Annotated in this window: 20 protein-coding genes and 1 pseudogene; 8 read left to right on the top strand and 13 right to left on the bottom strand. The window is 67.8% G+C overall.

Annotation, left to right across the window (positions count from 1 at the left end):
- Window positions 1–6: 6 nt before the first annotated feature.
- Genes ACZ45Q_RS23415 through ACZ45Q_RS23395 form a run of 5 tightly spaced genes read right to left on the bottom strand, consistent with a single transcriptional unit; the run spans window position 7 to window position 4,376 of the window.
- A complete protein-coding gene (locus ACZ45Q_RS23415) occupies window positions 7–1,497 on the bottom strand; it encodes an SCO6880 family protein (RefSeq protein WP_468264584.1) in 1,491 nt (496 codons plus the stop codon).
- A 45-nt stretch (window positions 1,498–1,542) separates the two neighbouring features.
- Complete coding sequence (locus ACZ45Q_RS23410; RefSeq protein WP_468264582.1) at window positions 1,543–2,883, bottom strand: hypothetical protein; 1,341 nt, start codon at window positions 2,881–2,883, stop codon at window positions 1,543–1,545.
- Window positions 2,884–2,885: 2 nt separating this feature from the next.
- Window positions 2,886–3,263 (bottom strand): hypothetical protein, encoded by a 378-nt coding sequence (locus ACZ45Q_RS23405; protein ID WP_468264580.1) that lies wholly within the window; start codon window positions 3,261–3,263, stop codon window positions 2,886–2,888.
- A complete protein-coding gene (locus ACZ45Q_RS23400) occupies window positions 3,253–4,053 on the bottom strand; it encodes a DUF8175 domain-containg protein (RefSeq protein ID WP_468264578.1) in 801 nt (266 codons plus the stop codon). The genes ACZ45Q_RS23405 and ACZ45Q_RS23400 overlap by 11 nt, the downstream gene beginning before the upstream one ends.
- Window positions 4,053–4,376 (bottom strand): hypothetical protein, encoded by a 324-nt coding sequence (locus tag ACZ45Q_RS23395; protein WP_350716760.1) that lies wholly within the window; start codon window positions 4,374–4,376, stop codon window positions 4,053–4,055. Before ACZ45Q_RS23395 ends, ACZ45Q_RS23400 begins: the two co-directional genes overlap by 1 nt.
- A 363-nt stretch (window positions 4,377–4,739) precedes the next feature.
- On the opposite strand from ACZ45Q_RS23395, the gene ACZ45Q_RS23390 reads away from it, so the two are divergent.
- From ACZ45Q_RS23390 to ACZ45Q_RS23370, 5 genes and pseudogenes are all read left to right on the top strand, one after another.
- Window positions 4,740–5,837, top strand: a complete 1,098-nt coding sequence (locus tag ACZ45Q_RS23390) for a M23 family metallopeptidase (RefSeq protein ID WP_468264576.1) — start codon at window positions 4,740–4,742, stop codon at window positions 5,835–5,837.
- Between the two features lie 46 nt (window positions 5,838–5,883).
- On the top strand, window positions 5,884–6,600 hold the full coding sequence (locus ACZ45Q_RS23385; RefSeq protein ID WP_468264574.1) for a hypothetical protein: 717 nt from the start codon (window positions 5,884–5,886) through the stop codon (window positions 6,598–6,600).
- Between the two features lie 42 nt (window positions 6,601–6,642).
- Window positions 6,643–7,494 (top strand): annotated as a pseudogene (locus tag ACZ45Q_RS23380) (IS5 family transposase).
- Between the two features lie 134 nt (window positions 7,495–7,628).
- The gene (locus ACZ45Q_RS23375; RefSeq protein WP_468264572.1) at window positions 7,629–7,835 is read left to right on the top strand and encodes a hypothetical protein; all 207 of its coding nucleotides are present in this window, start codon (window positions 7,629–7,631) and stop codon (window positions 7,833–7,835) included.
- Window positions 7,836–8,034: 199 nt separating this feature from the next.
- Complete coding sequence (locus tag ACZ45Q_RS23370; RefSeq protein WP_468264570.1) at window positions 8,035–8,199, top strand: hypothetical protein; 165 nt, start codon at window positions 8,035–8,037, stop codon at window positions 8,197–8,199.
- A 521-nt stretch (window positions 8,200–8,720) separates the two neighbouring features.
- Here the strand turns inward: ACZ45Q_RS23370 and ACZ45Q_RS23365 are convergent.
- The 6 genes from ACZ45Q_RS23365 to ACZ45Q_RS23340 all read right to left on the bottom strand — a co-directional run bounded on the left by ACZ45Q_RS23365 (window position 8,721) and on the right by ACZ45Q_RS23340 (window position 14,265).
- Complete coding sequence (locus ACZ45Q_RS23365; RefSeq protein WP_468264568.1) at window positions 8,721–9,065, bottom strand: hypothetical protein; 345 nt, start codon at window positions 9,063–9,065, stop codon at window positions 8,721–8,723.
- Between the two features lie 119 nt (window positions 9,066–9,184).
- Entirely contained in the window at window positions 9,185–9,829 is a 645-nt protein-coding gene (locus ACZ45Q_RS23360; RefSeq protein ID WP_468264566.1) for a hypothetical protein, read from the bottom strand.
- Window positions 9,830–10,154: 325 nt separating this feature from the next.
- Window positions 10,155–10,613 carry an HNH endonuclease gene (locus tag ACZ45Q_RS23355; protein ID WP_468264564.1) on the bottom strand — a complete coding sequence of 153 codons (459 nt, stop codon included), beginning with the start codon at window positions 10,611–10,613 and terminating at the stop codon, window positions 10,155–10,157.
- Window positions 10,614–11,390: 777 nt separating this feature from the next.
- A complete protein-coding gene (locus ACZ45Q_RS23350; protein WP_468264562.1) occupies window positions 11,391–12,377 on the bottom strand; it encodes a DNA methyltransferase in 987 nt (328 codons plus the stop codon).
- Between the two features lie 307 nt (window positions 12,378–12,684).
- Complete coding sequence (locus ACZ45Q_RS23345) at window positions 12,685–13,092, bottom strand: XF1762 family protein (protein ID WP_468264560.1); 408 nt, start codon at window positions 13,090–13,092, stop codon at window positions 12,685–12,687.
- A gap of 720 nt (window positions 13,093–13,812) precedes the next feature.
- A complete protein-coding gene (locus ACZ45Q_RS23340) occupies window positions 13,813–14,265 on the bottom strand; it encodes a hypothetical protein (protein WP_468264558.1) in 453 nt (150 codons plus the stop codon).
- Between the two features lie 118 nt (window positions 14,266–14,383).
- Here ACZ45Q_RS23340 and ACZ45Q_RS23335 point away from each other — a divergent pair, with 118 nt between their 5' ends.
- Window positions 14,384–14,971 carry a DUF4240 domain-containing protein gene (locus ACZ45Q_RS23335; RefSeq protein ID WP_468264556.1) on the top strand — a complete coding sequence of 196 codons (588 nt, stop codon included), beginning with the start codon at window positions 14,384–14,386 and terminating at the stop codon, window positions 14,969–14,971.
- Here the strand turns inward: ACZ45Q_RS23335 and ACZ45Q_RS23330 are convergent.
- On the bottom strand, window positions 14,955–15,452 hold the full coding sequence (locus ACZ45Q_RS23330) for a hypothetical protein (protein ID WP_468264554.1): 498 nt from the start codon (window positions 15,450–15,452) through the stop codon (window positions 14,955–14,957). The genes ACZ45Q_RS23335 and ACZ45Q_RS23330 overlap by 17 nt on opposite strands.
- Window positions 15,449–16,120 (bottom strand): TnsA-like heteromeric transposase endonuclease subunit, encoded by a 672-nt coding sequence (locus ACZ45Q_RS23325; RefSeq protein WP_468264552.1) that lies wholly within the window; start codon window positions 16,118–16,120, stop codon window positions 15,449–15,451. The genes ACZ45Q_RS23330 and ACZ45Q_RS23325 overlap by 4 nt, the downstream gene beginning before the upstream one ends.
- A gap of 607 nt (window positions 16,121–16,727) precedes the next feature.
- Between ACZ45Q_RS23325 and ACZ45Q_RS23320 the strand changes: the two genes are divergently transcribed.
- On the top strand, window positions 16,728–17,084 hold the full coding sequence (locus ACZ45Q_RS23320) for a hypothetical protein (protein WP_468264550.1): 357 nt from the start codon (window positions 16,728–16,730) through the stop codon (window positions 17,082–17,084).
- Window positions 17,081–18,799 (top strand): DnaB-like helicase N-terminal domain-containing protein, encoded by a 1,719-nt coding sequence (locus ACZ45Q_RS23315; protein WP_468264548.1) that lies wholly within the window; start codon window positions 17,081–17,083, stop codon window positions 18,797–18,799. The genes ACZ45Q_RS23320 and ACZ45Q_RS23315 overlap by 4 nt, the downstream gene beginning before the upstream one ends.
- Window positions 18,800–18,937 lie beyond the last annotated feature (138 nt).

Below are 18,937 nucleotides of genomic sequence, written 5' to 3'. Positions count from 1 at the left end.
GGCGCCTCAGTCCTTCAGCAGTCCGGTGACCATGGGCAGGGTGTTGGCGAAGGCGCGGTACTGCTCGGAGTCACACCACTCCAGCGCCAGCTGGCTCTTGACCGCGGCCGCCCGCACCGTGTTGCGGTGCTGCACGAGCAATTCGGGGTCAGGTGCGGTGACGGTGACCCAGCCGGTCAGCCTCACGCCGGCCGCGCCGTTGGCGAGGTCGTGCATGGTGGAGGCGGACGCCCCCAGCTCACGCTCCTCGCGCGGGTCGACGATCTTCCCGGGATGGTTGTCGGCCTGCCCGGCCTCGTTGGTGACGTCCGCCATTGCGTCCTCGAGGGCCTTGTCAGCAGGCATGAGCCGCATCGTGATCCCGACCGTCAGGATCACGTCGGAGACATACAGCAGCAGCGGAGCCATGAAGTTGATACCGACCGGCAACACGGGGAACTGTTTGATCCACGCGGTGCTCGTGTACCAGGGATCCGCGCCCTCCCAGCTGCGGGCCGCCATGCGCGTGGGCTCCCGCGCGTCCATCTCGGCCGGCCAGCAGCTCGTGCGGTCCATGCCGCGGGTGTCGTTGATCCAGTGGTCGGGCGCGTAGGCGTGGTGGATCAACGAGGCGAGTGCGGGCTCGTCGAGGTTGCGCACCCAGCGCAGCTGCGCGCCGCCCAACCCGCGGATGAACTGCTCGATCTCCTTGCCGAGGACCTCACCGTACCCGTCGTGCAGGGTCTTGTATGTTAGGGCCTCGGCTGACAGTTCCTGGGTGTAGGGGATGCCCAGCACCAGAAACAGCCTGCGATCCTCGGCGTAGACCGACACCATGTCGACCAACTGGTCGTAGGAGTCGCTCAGCCAGGACGGGGCGGCCGGATCCCGGCGTGCGGCGGCGTCGTGGGCGTGCGCGTTGGGGTCGGTGGGCAGCAACCGTGCCAGCCACTGCACATATTCGATGCGACCGCCGCTCTCTGCGGTCTCCTTGAGCAGATACTCGTAGGCGGAAATCAGCGCTTCTTTGTCCGCGCCGTCCAACCCGCCGAAGTTCTTGGCTCCTTCGACCTCGATGCAGGTCACGAACATGCCCTCGGTGGGCTGGAGCAGGACGGCGATGTCGCCGTACGCCGTTCTCGCCGTGATCCACTCCAGGGAGTCGGGCACGCCCACCGGCTGGGCCACCGGCAGGGGTGTGCCGTCCCGGCGGCGCCCGGCCAGCGGGGCCATCGACTTGTACAGGAGATTGCCGTCGCGCAGCAGCCGGCGGTGCGAGCGGCGGATCTCGTACCAGCGCAGGAGCGTGCGGCCCTTGTAGGGGGCCATCGTGACGTAGATGCACGTTCCGGCAGCCCCGACCGCTCCGATGATCTTCAGAGGGACCCCAGGCAGGCCTGCCAGCAGGCCGACGGCCAGGACGGCCCCGCCGAGCAGCACCAACTGCTCGTCCATCTCGAAGCGACGCCCCAGCAGACCGCGCGGCCGCGGTCGGGGGAAGCTGAAGACGCGGTCCATCGCGACTCCTTTCTCCATGTGTGAAGGGGAGGGGGAGGGCTGCCGCTAGCTCGCGGGCGGCGGGGGCGGAGGAGCGGGGGCCGGTGGCGGGGGAGCATCACCGGCCTGTCGGGGCGGGCGCGGGGGAGCACCTCCGCCCTGTCGGGGCGGGGGCGGGGGAGCGGGGGCCGGTGGCGGGGAAGCACCCCCCGGCCTGGAGCCGGGAGCGCTGGGACGCGGGGGCGGAGCAGGTGCCGGCCGACGGGCTCCGCCACCGCCGCCGGATCCGACGCGGCCGCCGGCACGCGGACTGCTGCCCGGCCCACCAGGGCTCCTGCCCCCACCAGGGCTCCTGCCCTTGCCGGGGCCGCCTTTCTGCCCACCGCTTTGCGGCCCACCTCCCTGCTGGCCGCCGCCTCCACCGTCTCCGAGGGCGTTGCTGGCGCCGTCCTTGACAGCCTGGACGGTCTGGTCGCGGACCTGGTCGCCGACTTCCTTGCCAACCGACGCGATGGCGGCAGGCGGCGCGGCCTTGGCTGCCGTGCCCATGGCGGCACCGGTTCCGCCGCCACCGGCTCCACGGCCAGCGGAGCCCTTGGACGCGGCCTGGGTCTTCATGTCGTCATGCTTCGCCTTCACCGCCTTGGCTCGCTGGCCCGCCTCGTCCTTGACCTGGGCCATGGCCTGGATCTCGTCACCGACCAAGGGCAGCCACTTCGCAATCTGGAAGGGCATGAACAGGGCGATGAACAACAACGCCATGAAAGTGATGCAGGTGCCGATGGCCTGCGGGATAGTTATGCGGTTGCCGCTGTCGGCGACGCCGTCCAGCAGGGCGCCTGCCAGGGCGAGGGCCAGATAGATGCCCAACTTGCTCGCGATGATTCCGCCCATGATCCCGACCCACTTACGAGTGTGCCCCCACAGGTCCTTGTCGACCAGACCGGCGAAGACCAACGGGCCGAAGATGAGCCCGAGCAGAATCAGCGCGTTGCGCACCATCAGCATGAGCCACAGGCCGAACACCGCCAGCAGAATCATCAGGGCGATCGGAATAGCAATGACAGCCCCGACCCCGGGCATCAGAACGGAAAGAGCGGCCAGTGCAGTGAAGATGAACAGCCCGCCGACGAATACCTCAGCGATGTAGTCACCGAGAATCGTCTCTGCCGCACTGTCGATAAAATCGACAGTGTAAGCCACGGCCAGCGGCATGAAAGCCGCAACGGTCACGGACATCAGCAGATAGCCGACATTCTCCATAGCGGCCTGGGCGACGGGCACACCGCGGACCACCCGCTTCACCACCGATATCAGCCACTGGACCATGGTGAAGACGGCGGCGAGAGCGAATACGAGACCGTAGAGGCGAATGAAGCCGGGGTTTCCCCAGTCGATTTCCATCATGACTAGTCCCCCTTGCTCTTCTTCGTGCCCTTGTTGGATTCCCCGACTTTCTTTCCAGTGAGCTCCTCGCCAAAAGCAGAGAACATTCCCTTGGTCCCGGCTCGCAACTTGTTTTCCATATAGCCAAGCGGGTCCGAAGCGAAGTCAAGGGTGGAGTCGATGGTCTTCGCAACATCGAGAACTTCGGTATTCTCGTCAGCCCAAATGACTCCCTGTGCTGCCTTCTTGCATACGTACTTGCCTCCGGGGAGGCTGCACGGATTGGGCAGAGCCTCGGCCGGGGAGGCGGCAGGACCGAAGACGTTGGTTGCGAGCGCGATTGTCAGTGCGACGGCCGCCGGTCCGATGCGGTGGCGCCGGAGGAAGGAATCAGCCTGCATAGCGGGGCGCCTCGAACTCCTGATTGGCCAGGCGCATGTCCTCGGTGGAGGAAGCGGACTGGTCAGGAGCAACCAGCGGGGTTGGGCCGTCCGCGAGGTCGATCGTTGCGACCTTCCAGTCGCCCTCCTGCCACTGCAGGATGAGCGTGTAGGTCGACCAGGAACCGCTGACCGGCATCTTCGACTTCTCGGTGGGGACCCCGACGACCTCGCTCATCCAAACCTTGACCGTCGCGGTGTCCTCGGAGTAGGAGCGGATGCTGGTGCCGAGCGAGGCGGCCCGCATCACCATGTCCGGCGCGCTCTGCTCAGTTACCCCCAGAGAAGCCATGAGGCCTTTGGCCATCTGGTCGTCCTGCGCCCGTTGGGTGGCCAGGGCGGAGGACGTCATCATCGTCTTGAGGACCTGGTGGCGCAGCCCCTCGTCGGTGAAGTAGCCCGGCGCAGAGCGGGCCATCTGGTAGTTGACCGCGGCGGCCGCAGCGCCGTCCTTGGTGCGCGGATAGCCCACCGGGACGCCGTTTTTGACGGACTTGGCCTTGACTCCAGGTCCGCTGCCGCCGGCCCGGGAGGTGGGAGTGGAGTCGGCGGGCGTCTCGGCGCTTCTCTTTTCGCCCCCCTTCCCGTCCCCGCCGAACAGGGTCAGCGCCATCCCGAGCGCCAGCACGACGCCGAAGATGATCGCGCCGATCTTCACCCTGCGCCACGGCGAGGCTGCCTCGGTGCCGGGGGACTCCGGCGCCTTCGCCGTCAGGGTCCGGGTCCCGGTCTGCTTCTGCTTGCCGGCCATTAGATTCCAAACCCGTAGACGATGCCGAAGAGAGTTGACATGGAGGCGACCGCGAACAGGCCGAGAAGGGAGCTTGCGACCATCGTCTGCCCCTTCTTCGTCTCCATCGTGTTGTGCTGCTGATTTCCGACCCGGATATGAACTGCGCCGACAATGGCGCTTCCGAGCAGGAAGAGAACGGCACCGGCCATCACCACACCGACGATTATTTTCGCCTTGGTTCCGATCGCGCCGAATACCGCCCAGTCGGGCTTAATTCCGTCCGTGATGCTGCCTATGTCGCCGTCTGCGGCGAGCTGCATCACCTGCTGTGTTACCTGCACGAATCCCTCCCAGGCCACGAAAGCCTGCCCCAGTCCGCGTGAAGAACCTGGACAACTGGTCATCGACAGCAAGGGATTCCACGCGTCGCGCCGAACACGTCCAGTCGAATACTGAGAGACGGCCAAAACGCCTCTCCGGAGGACGCGTTGACGCACCCGCAATCCAGTGCCTTAGTATTCATCGCAAGTTGTCGGTTCCTTGCTGCTTTCACTCGGCGCAGACGCTAGCCGCGCATTGCGCAGCTATGTAGAGACGCATTCGCAGCCCTGGGACGCCCGACTAATCGGGCTCACCCCATGGCACGGGAATTGCGGTTTCCGTCCCTCGTGGCGGGATCCGCACCGACGACTGGGGATCGAGATATGAGCAAAGCCATCGGCATCGCCGGGGGTGGGATAGCGGCGATGTGTGCTGGAGCGCTCTGCCTGCCGCTGATGCTGGGCGTCGGCGACACGGACGACGGACCGAAGTGGGAAGACTCCTGCACACCCACCAACTCGGCGATGCAGGTGACCAGCAAAGGGCAGGAAATTCCGGCCGCCGAACCCGGGGCGCAGGTCACGGTGCCCTTGAACCCCCAGGGCAAACAGCAGAGCGTCAACTGGACGGAGGAACAGCGGCGCAACGCCAGTGTGATCACCAACGTCGCACGCAGCCGCGGCCTGCCGCCCCGCGCCGCAGTGATCGGCGTAGCCACTGCGATCCAGGAGTCGATGCTCAGGAACATCCGGCACGGCGACCGCGACTCCCAAGGTCTCTTTCAGCAGCGCCCCTCACAGGGCTGGGGCACCGTGGCGCAGATCACCGACCCGATCTATGCGAGCAACGCCTTCTTCTCGCGCCTCGCCAAGGTCGACAAGTGGCAGGTCAAGCCGCTCACCCAGGCCGCCCAGAACGTCCAGCGCAGCGGCTTCCCTGACGCGTACGCCAAATGGGAGAAGGCCGCCGGCGAACTCGTGGTCAAGAGCTGGGGCAAGAAGGCCGTGCTTACGAGCACCTCCGGGTGCGACGCCGTCGAGAACGCCGCCAACTCCACCGACGCCAAGGGCAAGGGGGCATGGGCGCTGCCCGTGGAAAACTCCCGCGTCACCACCCCCTACAAGGCCGGCGGCGGCATGTGGTCCTCCGGCAGCCACACCGGCATCGACTTCCCCGTCGCCACCGGCACCCGCGTCCAGGCCGTCGGCACCGGCACCGTCGTCGAAGCCGGATGGGGCGGCGCGTACGGCAACAACGTCGTCATCAAGATGAGCGACGGCAAGTACACGCAGTACGCGCATCTCTCCAAGATCACCGTCAGCAATGGGCAAACCGTCAAGGCCCGTCAGCAGATCGGCTTCTCCGGCGCCACCGGCAACGTATCCGGCCCGCACCTGCACTTCGAAGCCCGCACCGGACCTGCCTACGGATCCGACATCAACCCCAGCGCCTATCTCCGCAGCCACGGACTCTCGCTCTGACCTTTGAAGGAGGGGGCCCGCCGCACCACGCCGCGGGCCGCACACCATGAACACCAGCACCCGCTACCAGGTCCACATCAGCCCCGACGGCCAGCTCTGCATCGACAGCGAACCCCAGGTCGTTCCCGACGGGGTCGACCCTTCGCAGGTCGTCATCCAGGTCCTCCACATCGAAGCAGCCGGCAGCGGCATGCCGGTCCTCGTCCAGGTCCAGGACGACCGCACCAACTCCCGGTTTAGCATGCAGGTCATGCCCGACGGCACCACCCAGGCCCCGGGCACCCCGGCTCCCCCTGCAGGTCTTCAACCGGTGGCGACCGGGCCGCAACAGCAGGCGAGCAGTCTCTTCGACCGGCTCGCCGCCGCCCAGGCCGCCGGCCGCGCCCACGACTTCGACACCGCCATACCGGCCGCTGACGCCATCCTGCAGCAGCTCACCGCCGAGCAGGGCGACACGGCGGCGGCGACTCTCGAGGCGGCGCAGTTCCGCTCGGACCTGGCCTACCTGAGCGGCGAGTATGCCTTCGCCACCGCCTCGTGGACCTGGCTCGCCCTCGCCTGGTTCGACCGGCTCGGACCGGGCAAGCGCCGCACCCAGGTGGCGGCGCAAAACGCCGCCCAGGCATGGATGCGACTACCCCTGCACGAGGCAGGGCCCCTGGCCTCCGACCTGGTCAGCATGCTCTTGGAGGTGGCGGCCCCGGAGCGCACCGCAACCATGCGTTCACAGATCGCCGAGCGGCTCGGACAACCGAGCAACTAGGGTCCGTCTTCAAAGATCATCCGGGCGGTAGATCATGGTGTCGTGGTACGTCGTCATGAACTCACTGACCAGGAGTGGGAGTTACTCGCTCCGCTGATACCCCGGGCTGCGACAGGGCGGCCGCGTGTGGAGGACCGGCAGGTCATCAACGGGATGGTCTACAAGATCCGCACTGGGATCTCCTGGCGTGACCTGCCGGAACGTTACGGGCCGTGGAAGACCGTGTACACCCGCTTCCGCCGTTACGCCCTGGACGGGGTGTTCACCCAAGCCCTGCAGCACATCCAAGCCCACGCCGACGCGGCCGGCGACCTCGACTGGCTGGTCCAGATCGACTCGACCATCGTCCGCGCCCACCAGCATGCCGCCGCCACCGGCCGAAAAGGGGGCGGCATCGGCAGGACGAACCGGACGATCACGCCCTCGGCCGATCCCGAGGCGGATTCACCACCAAGATTCATGTCTCCTGCGATGGCAAGGGCCGCCCGCTCGCGATCCTGGTGACGCCCGGCCAACGGCACGACAGTGTCTGCGCACGCCCTCTGCTGGAACGGATCCGTGTTCCCCGCACCGGCCCGGGCCGACCGCGGTGCTGGCCCGACCAGGTCATCGCAGACAAGGCTTACAGCTCCCGCGGCTTCCGTGCCTACCTGCGGAAGCGCGGCATTGCGCACACCATCCCCGAGAAGACCGACCAGCGACGGCACCGGCTGAGGCGCGGTGGCTACGGCGGCCGACCGCCGGCGTTCGACCGGGAGACCTACCGGCATCGAGCGCTGCTTCAACCGGCTCAAGGGCTTCCGCGGCATCGCCACCAGATACGAGAAGACCGCCACTTCCTGCGAAGCGGCGGTCACCCTCGCATCGTTCCTACTATGGGCAAGATCCGTTTGAAGACGGACCCTAGTTGCAGCACACGCGCAGTCGGGCCTTGACAACCTAACAACATCAACCAACTGCTACAGTCGACTGTCGTGAGCACAACAACGCTAGACGCGCAAGAGGCGCGACGACAGAGGAGGCAGAACATGCGAAGCCCGATGGTGTTCTTCCAGGGCGTCTTCGCGCTCGGCTTCGTCGTCATGCTGATGGTCACCGGGCTGATGTATGTCGCCCACGACGGCCCGAGCGTCGAGCTGGCACAGTCCGTTGGCCTGCTCCTGCTGTTCCTCGGCCTGCTTCTGGTCACGGAGCGGCGTATGACCGGGCGCTGGTTCAGGTGGTCGCGCCGCTGACGCCGGCCCTCCCGTCCGCAGGCAGCCCGAACACCTGCCCACAGTTGCGCATGCCCGTACTTGGACCCCGACGACGCCCCGCCCTGCGGCGGGACGTCGTCGTTTTGTCTCTCCCTCATGCCGGACACCGTGCTCGTGGCCGTACCGGTCGGCGTTCGGGCATACAGTGTTCCGAGGACCCGGCGGACAAGGGGGAACTGTGAACACGGCGGCCTGGCTCAAGTACGGGTCCCGGCACCTCCCATGGCGCCGCCCCGTCGCGGCCGCTGCTCAGACCATCGCCTCCTGGAACGCCGTGACGCGCCTGCAGACCCGCACCGCCTCGGAGCCGGTGGACGGCATCCACCAGATCCGGGATCATTGACACAGCAGCGTCCCGGTGGCACGGGGGAGGACCACCGGGACGGCAACCCCAGACTAAGCACTTCCGTTCACCTACGCGCGGGAATCACGGGAATTGACCAGATGCGGCTACTGCAGCCGACGAGCCATCACATGGTGACGCGGCCCCCGGGGGGCCCTGCCCCAGCGGCCTCAGTTTCGTACGTTGGTAAACTCCTTGACGCACCTCTTCTGCAACCGGAGTACAGGGCGGACCGACGAGGCCCAGCGACCGACACGTAGGAGAACACCAAGAGTCGGGCATGCAGGCGATCACGGCTGGATGGCGCAGCGACCGGGCACCGAACCCCCGTGCGCCGACGGATACGACCTTCAGCGGCGCGGGCAGCGGGTGTCACGGGCCGACAGGATGCGCCGCTTCGCAGGCGACGCACTGTTCGGGCTGCTCGCCGAGGCCTGGCGTCGGTCAGGCCCGCGGGGCAGGTCTCGGCGAGGACCTGCTACGCGACGTCCTGGTCCACCTACACACCATGGCTGGCGCCCTCACCCGCCCTCCGGGTACTGAAGAGTGGTGCCGACGCCGGCCGGGGGATTGTCAGTGCCCCGTGTCAGCATGGCGACCATGACGAAGACGCAGGTGGGGGCGGCCGGACGGCTGCTGCGCGAGCTGACCGGGGCCGGTGCGGACGCGGTGCACGCCGACAGCGCATCCTCGGCGCGCCGTATCGCTTGCCGGAAGATCTCCATCTCCGACTCGACGACCGACCGCTCCAGCGGGGAGAGCTGGAACCACGGGGTGGACTCTTGGCCGGCGCTCTCGAGGAACGCCCGGCGGGTCTCGTAGAAGTGCCGGGTCAGGTTCGGCGGGAGCATCGTGCGCGTGGGCATGGATCGCGGGGTTCATGTCTTGGGGAACGTCAACGGCGGATTCTGTGACACCCCTCCCTGGTGGCCCTGTCGATGCCGCTATTGCCGGGATGGTTGTCCTCTGACACCTCAATGCCTGGTTACAGCGGTCCCCTACGTCCCAGAGACTCGAGGATCTGCAGCGCGTTCTGGACCTCGGGAGGGTGTTCGGGCTTGTTGCGCATACGCCGCCACCAAGCTGCGGTGGCTCTCCCCGCCCTCCGGTGGATTTCCCACTTTGCAGGGATGTACCGAAGGTCTTTGCGGCACGCTGTCAAGAACTCAGCGTTCATCTTCCTGAGGGCTTCGCTGAAGTGCTCCGTGTTCCTCCCGTCTTCCACCGTCCTCGCGTAGTGCTTCAGCGCATGCTCCAGACACGTCGCGACGTTCAGGACGGCCATGGGGGCCACCATGTTCAGCTCGGCCACGGCTGCATCCACTCGCCGGAGGACGTGCATCTGCTGGGGCAGGAACTCCATGTCCAGCTGCGCGCGTACCCGTTCCCTCTTACGGCGCGGCACCCTCCGCTCTAAGTGCTCCTGGCGAAGCTCCAACTCGTAGATCAGGGTGTAAAGGGCGGTCGTCGCAGCAAGGAAGTTGAGGTACGCGTCCCGCCGTTCATCTCGACTTCCGATCTTGATCAGAGTCACCCTCGGGCGGCGGACGTATGCGGTTGCGGCTTGGCCAGCGAGGCCGGTCCCTGCGCGGAGAACACCGTCGGCGGTAAGGGCAGTCAGAGGGTCCACGCCTTGAGTAACGCCTGTAGACCGTTTGCAGGTTCCACCGGGAGGCCGCCAAGTCCCGGTTGGGGGCCTGCGAAGGGGCGATGCCCGCCGATGCCTGAGCGAAGCGAAGGCATCGGAACTCTTGCTTGATTGTGGTGCTTGATCTTCTTACTAAAGGTGCCTGATCTACCGGGACCCGGTCCACCGGCGGCCGTCTCACCGGAAGCCGGATTTTCAGGCCCCGGTGACCGGCGCCTGAAAGTCAGGCCCCGGTCTGACCTGCGGGGGCAACGAAAAGACCGGCCCCGAAGTGCTCGGGACCGGTCTGTCGGCGGGGGCGGTTCGGTCAGCGTTCGCGTGCCAGGCGGGCCGTCCGCTGCTGCTGCCAGATCAGCTTCGTGGTGACGCCGGCGTGCTCGGCGATCTTCTCGCCGCTCCAGCCGTACGGCTCTTCCGAGAGGGCCAGGGCCGCTTCCCGCATGAACACCACCGCGGCGGCCCGGCGGGCGCGCGCTGCGGCGACGATGCGCGCCAGCCGCGGCAGTTCCTCGGCGGCGTTGTCGATCCGCTGGATGCCGGCTTCCTCAGCGACCTGGGCAAGCTCCTCGGCCGAGAGGCGACCCGGGACCGGCCGCAGCTCGTGGGCCTGGTTGATCCACTCCTCGCGGGCCCCGCCCATGCCCCTGTTCACGCGGTGGTGGATGGTCAGGTCGTCCTGGGCGCCGCAGCGCACGCAGGCGCCGCCGTCCCGGTCGTAGACGATCGCCTTCACCACGTCGGTGGGGCCGGTCCGTCGTCGTGCCACGGCGCTGGTCTCCTCATCTGCCCCGGGCGCCGGACCGCGGTGTTCACGGCCCCGATCGGGCGCGCCCTGCGGGGCGAGGCGGGAAGAGTGGACGAGGCACGCTCTTTGTGTCGCGCTCCGGGAACCAGCCTCGGGCGTCCCTCGCGATATCTGAAGCCTCGCGGCCGGTCATGCGCCCCCTCGTGTCGTCGTGCGCCGAGGGATGCGAGCCAGCGGAAAAGTTATGGTCGGTTTGTCGCCGGACGATCCCGGCGTGGACGCAAACTCCCTGGTGAGAGCCGTGCCGTGCCCGCAAGACAGCCGTTACGTGCGTACATGACCTGCGTCACCTACGCGCGTAGCACGTACGCTGCGGCGCGAACCGTGACATGGACGCGGGACACCACAGGAAAGGGCCTGCCCATCGGTCTGGCAGGAGCGCGGGCAGGCCCCGAGAGCCGCGAAAGGCCCCAGATGACAGTATTCATCGACGCCAAGGCCATTCTCATCCTGGTCGTGGCAACACTCGTAGCCGCAGCGGTCTACCGCTGGAGTCAGCGGCCGACAACCCCTGGCGGCCCGAAAACGCCTGGTGACCTTGCAGGAGCGGTCGGGGCATGGGCGGCAATGGTGGCGGCCTTGGGCCTCCTGCTGTCGTACTCGCCGGAGCCGGGCAAGGACACAGCCCCGCCAGCAACGACACCATCCGGCTCGGCGAGCCCCAGCCCAATGAAGTAGCCGGAACGGCGCCGCAGGTCCAGGCGGACGGCTCGACGCGGAGTACGATCTCGCCCCTGTTCACCGTCCTGTCGGGGCTGAGGACGACGACTGAACCGTGCGGCGCAGCCGGAGGCGGCACAGCTCGGCGTACTCGGCCTTGGCCTCCACGCCCACGGAGTCGAAGCCCTCCAGACGGGCGGCCTCCAGGGTGGTGCCGGTACCGGCGAACGGGTCCAGGACGAGCCCGCCGGCCGGGGTGAGCAGCCGGACCAGCCACCGCATCAGCGCCACGGGCTTCATCGTGGGGTGCACGGTGCCGTCCGGCAGGCGCGGCCGCTCGCTGGTGGGGGCCTTGGCCTGGTAGCGGAACGCCGGGTAGAAGCGGGAGACGCCGCCGGAGTCAGCGCCCCGAACTGGCTTGCACACGGTCTGCCCCTTGAAGGCGCCGTAGACGTCGCGGAACTTGTCCGAGCCGCGGCGGCGGGGGTTCGCGCCGGAGGTAAGCAGCCCCGACTGGCCGTCCAGCTCGGCGACCGGGCAGCTGGGGGCGCAGCCGTCCGCGCAGCCGTCGACCAGCCAGCCGGCTGCGTCGACGGCCCAGGCGTGCGACAGCAGCAGGTTCGTCGGCCAGCGTCCTTCTGGGTCGCCGGGCGGGGTCTTGCACGCCGCGGTGTTCATCGCCCCGGTGCCGTGCTCCAGGACGTTGGAGGCGACCGTGCCCTCGAGGGGCTTCCGCGCGAGCACGATCGGCTCATGGCCAGGCTTGAGGGCGGTGTTCCAGCCGTCCCAGCACGCGGCCTCCGGGGTGGCAGGGGCGGTCACGTCGAATGTGTCGGACTGGAGCTGGGGGAACACCCCGGAACCGGCGCGGGCGCGGTGCCCCTTGCCGATGACCTCCCGCTCGTCCCAGGCCTCGCCGGGCGTGTTCTTCCGCCCGTTCAGCTCGTGCACCAGGTCCTCGAGGCCGGCCGGGGCCTCGAACCCCATCTCCGCCTGCAACCGCTCCCACTGCTCGACGGTCGGCACGGAGGCGGACCGGCGCTGCGTGGTCCAGTGCTGCGCCATGCCGTTGAACCCGAACAGGGCGTCGATCTGGGAGTTGGACCAGCCGACGGAGTCCCGCAGCCGGGCGAACTCGGCGGTGAACCGGCGGCGGGCGGGGTCCGCAGGTGGGCGAGGGCGTCAGCGTGGTGCACGACCGGCTCAGGCCCGGTCAGCTCCTCCGCGGGTATCAGGGCTTCCTGCCCGGCGGGGGCGAGAGCTGTTGCCGCCACGGGGTCTCCGTCCTGCCCCGCGCGTCGGGCCGGCCGGGAGCGGCAGCCGCGGGGGGACGGCGGGAGCGAGCCGGGACGATAGGCGCCGCCCGGAGGGCTTACGTCTCCTCGACCGCTGCCGCTTCCCAGAGAGTGCGCGCCATGTTGTCCGTGCCGCGGGACGTGCGGGGTCGGCTCGCACAGTTCCAGCCGCGCCGCGGGCGACGTTGCGCAACCACCCGCCATCCGGCACCGCAGAGACTGGCCCCCGACTCACCTTCCTGGGTGTAGGTGATCAGCCGCGTGTATCCCAGCGCCTTCGCTGCCCGCCAGGCAGCGCCGTACAGCAGGCTGTTCGCGTTGCGCACGCCGTCCGTCGCGGTCCTGGTGACCCCGAGCGTCTGGCCGTCGTCGAAATGCCGGGCGACGGGGCGGCCCACCATGGCGACCGCCCGCAGCACGCCATCCTCGTCAGCCGCCCCGACCGTGAACACCGCCCCGGCGGGGGCTTGTGGTGTCGATGCCACTGAGCAACGAACTCCTTCGCGTCCTTCTGCCGGACCGGCACCAGGTGCAGCCGTGTCGCCCATCTCATGTTGCGCCACCAGGGCTCTTGCCCAGCTTGACAGCGCCTGCCGGCGCCCCCGTGCTCCTACGGCGCACACACCCGATCGAGTGACGGCGGCTCGGCAGGTGATTACGCGAACGGGATCCGGCTGAGGCGGCAAGAGGAACGGGAACATCACGGACACAGTGGCCCACCCGGCACACCGCCCCGGCGGCATGCTGCTCACCTCCGGCCGAGCTGCCGCGGGTTCCGTTTGCCCGTCGGCGGCTTCGTTGTGATGGCCGTCTCCGTAGCTGATGACGAAGCGGACCGGATCAGGAGGGTTGGCCGTATACGCCGGCGGGAGTCATGAGCCGAGTCCCATAGTCACGCTCGCGACAGGAACGACCAGCGAGTTGGTGCCCGTCGCCAGTCCAACGCTGCTGGCCATGACTCGACTGTTCGGCGTGACCATACGATCTGAGGCAACGACGAGTCGCTCCGGCCGGTGGGGGCACAGAGGCCGGAACAAAAAGAGTGTAGGTTCTCGCGACCCCTGTCATCTGCCGCGCTTCTGACCTCGACGGTTCTGGGGCTTCTCACGCCATGTCATGTGCTGGATTCCCAGCGCCGTGTCATTTTCCTGGCTCGACCGGCCAAAACGGCGACTCCGCCGCCCAAGAAGAGGTTCACCGGACGGTCAGGAGCTCCAGCTGTAGAGGCCGCCGCCCGTGGTCACCGCAGACGCCGCAAGCCGGGACATTCCCTGCAGGACCGCCAGCAGATCATCGTCGGTCATTTCGTCCCCGTCGGCGGCCCTGAGCCTCGCGGTCCAGCGATCTGCCAGCTCCTCCAGCTCAACGGAGGTGGCGTCGGCCAAGGCCCGGATCAACCGCGGCGGCAAAGCGAGCACCTCAATGCCATCGTTCAAGGGGGCAGTGACCCACTCCGGCCACGGCCATGCAAGGAGCTGCTCGATCGGCGGGACCGCGGCAGAGGGCTCCTCGAAGTACATGTCCCATTCCGCGATGGCACTGTCCGGCTCTATGAAACGGCAGGCCACAGACTCAAACGCCGGACCAGGTCCCTGTCGGTGCGTCGCAGCGGCACTCTCGTCGTCCGGAGCGAGGAAGAACACGATGTCGTGGGCCATCTCAGCATGGTGGCAGCCTGCCGAGCTGAGTGCCGGCGGCGGGTATTGCGACCAGTGACCATGCTGCTCTTTCACCCGCTGCCATCGGTCTGTCATAGGCGCCTGCCATAGTGCCGCCGTGGACAACGACTCCTTCTGGAAGATCATCGAGGAATGCCGGGAGAAGGCTCACGGCAGGGCTGAGCGGCTGGCGTGGTTGAAGGACGAGCTCGCGCGAGGGCCCGTGAAGGAGATCGTGGGGTTCCAGGTTTGCCTTGACCGTCTGTGTGAGCAGGCGTTCACCTGTGATCTTTGGGCTGCCGCCGAAAGGATCTTCGGCGGCTGGTGCTCGGATGACGGCTTCTGCTACTTCCGTCTGTGGGCAGTCGGTTTGGGCCGGGCCACGTTCGAGCGAGCTGTCCAGGATCCCGACACTCTGGCCGAAGCCCCTGAAGTAAGGCGCTTGGCCGGCCGACCACGAGGTGGGTGGGGTGATCACTGGCCGGAGTGGGAGGAACTGGACTATGTCGCGGCCGAGGCCTACGAACAGGCGACCCAGGTGTCCGACGAGTTCGCCACCTTCTATGAGGCCGTGGACGCTCTCCAGAGTGACGACGAATTGGTTCGAGACCCGCTCGGGAAGCGCTGGGACGTGCGAGATGAGGTCGAGGCGTCGCGCAGGCTGCCCCAGCTGAGTTCCAGGTTCCCGATCACGATGCAACCCTGAGCTGGCGGGAGGGTCTCCCGCCGGTCAGTTTCCCTCCGTTCTCTGAAGCGGGGTAGGGCTGGCGGCCTGGTCTGGAAGGGTTTGTTGATTGCTCTCTTCGCTCGCCTCCCCAGTGCCGTGAGCCGCATGGGACGTCCGCGGACAGCTCGTCCTCGCTGCCGGAGCGGTAGCCCGTCAGCGTCTCCCGAACATGCTCGGCTCGCTCCAGGACGTCCTTCTTCTCGTCCTTGGTCAGCCGGTTCAGCACCACGGCCGCGAGGTCCTCGTCATCGGTGGAAGACGGGCCCGCACTGTCGTGGATCAGCTCGGCGCGGTCCGAGGTCAGCAGCTCACGCAGCGACATGCGAGCCAGCCTGTCGCGCCCGTCCTTGAGGACGACCTGCATGCCCGTGGCCAGGCTGGCGAACTCCACGACCTCGACCGTCTCGCCGTCCAGCCGGAAGTGCGTCCCGACCCCGAGCCTGGTTCCGGCCCCGTTCATGCGGCCGTCCGCAGCATGTGCGCCGAGCTCAGCGGCCGGTCCAGCGCGGTCGTCACATGCCCAGACCACAACAGGTGCAGTACCGCCGACTTCACCAGCGGCCGAGGACACTGCGGGAGCAGCCGGAAAGCATCCCCCAGCGACATCCCATCCAGATCCGCAACCCGCAGCGCGGACACCAGATCCGGGTCGAACAGCCAGGCGCGGCGGTAGCCGGCGAGGAACCGGACATTCTCCAGCACGAACGGATCCGGTTCACTCCACACCTCGTACTGCCACCCGCGAGAAGTAACCGCCTCCCGCGTCCAAGCGAACGTGAACGCGATCTCCGGCTTCTCAAGCCGGTGACGCGGTTTGACGTCCACGACCACCGGCCCGTCATCCGTCACCAGCAGATAGTCTGGGATGTGCTTGCGAACCTTGCCGTCCACGTCGGCCTTGAGCATGAACGGCTGGGCGATGATGTGCCGCACCTCCGGGGCAAAGTCGGCGAACAGCAGCCGCCCCAGCTCCAGCCGCGACTCGTAGATCACGTGGTCGCCCACTGTCGCCGACCAGTACGTGCCCGAATAGTGCTGCTGCCCCTTGTACCAGCGGAACATCCGCCACGGCCGGGCCTCCCGCAGCAGCCCGAGTGGCACCGTTGGCCACTCCAGGTCCTCCACCACGGACTCGTCACCACGCCGGACACTCAGCCATACCGGCGCGGCCGCCGCTGTACCCATCGGACCACCAACCCCGCGTTTCTCGAGGCGGCCCCTCTGGCCGCGTAACGCCAGGGTCCTGCCCCGGTCACGCGCACAGACGCTGACCGGAGCGGTCCTGTACACAAAGAGGGGAACTACTCGCTCACGGGGCATGAATCCCATCCCCCTGTCCTTTTGGCCACGCGGTGGACATCGCCGGTGGGAAAAGGACACGGGATCTGGGATCCCACAAAGAGAGACCAGCCATACCTGCGCCGGTAAGAGCGCAGAATTACACATGCTCAACTCGTCGGATGAGCTCTGGAGATGGCTGGTCTCGAGATCCAGTTAAGCACACAATTCGGGACGGCGGTCAAGACGCCTACGCCCACCCGCTCGCGATGGAGTCCCACCGGCGACCTGCCGAAGGCCACTCGCGAGCCTGATTCCCGCCGGGTGGGACACACGAAGAGGAATCCGCGCTCTGCGCACTCACCCCTTGGACCGCACCCCGGATCCGGCTTGTTGGCCGGTGGATCACGGCGCAGTCTGCCTGGAGTCCACCGTCCTCGTCCGAACGGAGCCGACCATGGCCGAGCCCGGCAGCCCCACAGTTACCTGGGCCGAACGCATGGAGCTCCTCAAGGACTCGGCGCAGCAGAGGGTCTTGAACACACCGATGCCGCCTGCCGCCATGCAGCAGCTCATCTCCGAGGAGAAGGCCGATATGCTCGGCCGGTTCGAGGGCAGCCCGGTGCGCTACATGAGCCGGTGGTGGCGGCGCAACGAAGCTGGCTGGGTGGCGCTCGACGAGGCCGCATCCGCTCAACTCGACCTACACGCCGAGCGATACCGGGCCGCGACCGCGGCAGCCGGCACACCTCCCGAGCCGGACGCGGAAGTCGGCGCGACAACGCCCGCCCAGCCCGAGGCGGGGACAGCGTGAACAACGCACAGTACGGGGCGCCGCAGCACGAGCTCAACGTCCTCAGCAGCCTGCTGCGCGATGGCTCCGCGGCGTACCAACTCGTCGATTGGAACCGCAGCGGCGGGCCCCAGTACTGGCTCAGGCCCGACCACTTCCAGACAACCTGGCTCAGCGACGCCTACGAGGCACTGCTGCCCGAGGGGCTCGCCGACATCGAGCAGCGGCTACAGGACTATCCGGGCGCCGATCGGGCACAGGTGGCTGCCGACGCCCTCACCGCCCGGATGATGACTCTCTACCAGCAACGCGCCGCGGCGGGAGATGCCAACGCACAGTGGGCCGTCAACCAGGGGTACTACACCCACTCAGAATTCTGGGCAGGCATCCACGGCACCTTCCGCCAGCTGGCACAGCCCACCTGGCCAGCGAACCCCGAGCACGCCCGCCACGACGCCTACGTCACCGCCCGCGCAGCCCAGCACCCCTGCACCACCGAGAACGTCCCATTCGAACTGACCCGCCCACGGGGCTACGACAATGACGCGCGCTCTCGGGAACTGACGGTCATCGGGGCGATCCTCAGCGACCAGACACGAGCCCAGCAATTCCGGTATTCCCCACAGAGCCCCGACGCATCGCCCTACTGGCTCCAGCCGCAGGACTTCGGCGACCCTGCGACTGCCGAGATCTGGGACGCCCTCGTCACGGGCCCGGACCCCGCTATCGCGCTGCCGGCGGCCTCCGACCCCAACCTCACACCGCAACAGCGGGCCGCAGCGATGATCAAGCACATCACCACACGCCTGACCTACAACGACCACCACCGCTCCACCGGCGACCCAGCGGCCAAGGCCCGCCTGGACGCCAACGTCAACCAGACCATCGGCGCCTGGCTGGCCTACGCGAGCTCCCCGGACTTCCGACCAGATCCCAACGCCCCGGATTTCCGCCCAAACCCCGACCACGCCGCTCGGTACGCGGTCACCTTCATACTCGAGCCGAGCATTCCCGCCGCCGTCGAGGATCTGGCAGGTCGTGTCCGTGACTACGGACTGTCCGACGCCTCCCTGGGCCAGATCGGCCTCGAGCTCAGCACGACCGAGTACGCCCTGGACCAACTTGCCGAGCGCCTCGACAACGCCCCCCGCACCCTCGCCGGGTACAGCACACCGGACCAGACCGCAACGCCCGCACCCGAGCAGAGCGAGGGACAACCGAGCTACACCTCTCTGCCCACCGAACGCCGAGTCCTGATCTCGCTCATGCAGGATCCAAGCCAGCTGCACCAGGACGGCCCCACCCGCTCCCTTCGCGAACAGGACTTCACCCAACCCGAGCACCGCTACCTCTACAAGGCCATCCAGTCACTGACTCCGGATGCCGCCCAAGACCGTTGGCTACTGAACAACCAGGCCCAGCAACTGGCCCGATATGACGGGGCTCCGCCGCTGGACTTCCAGGAACTCGACAACATCGGACTGGCGGCGCGCACAGTGAAAGTCGACCCCGCCGGCCAGGGGGCCAGCCACCTCGTCACCATGACGGTTCGCCGCACCGCACGCGACGCCAGCACCGCGGTCGAGGCGGCCGCGCGGGAGACGCTCGACCCACGCGCCCTCATCGACCAGGGCCGCGAGCAGTTCCAGCAGGCAACCCGCGAGGCTCTGCGCTACCACGAGCAGTCCGTGCCGGAGCCCACCCACTACAACACTCAGCAGGCGCACGTCGCGTGACCTCGACCGCCGCAACCAACGGAGCGCCCCGTGGCTGCTGACGAATCCGATACCCCAGGGGCGGGGGGGGGGGGGGCCCCCCCCCCGGGGGGGGAAGGAACCCAAACCACCACATGAGTTATCTCGGAGCACTCCCCC

This window comes from Streptomyces sp. NPDC031049, assembly GCF_055571015.1.
The sequence above is the reverse complement of the archived record's forward strand: the minus strand, read 5'-3'. Positions and strand labels throughout refer to the sequence as shown.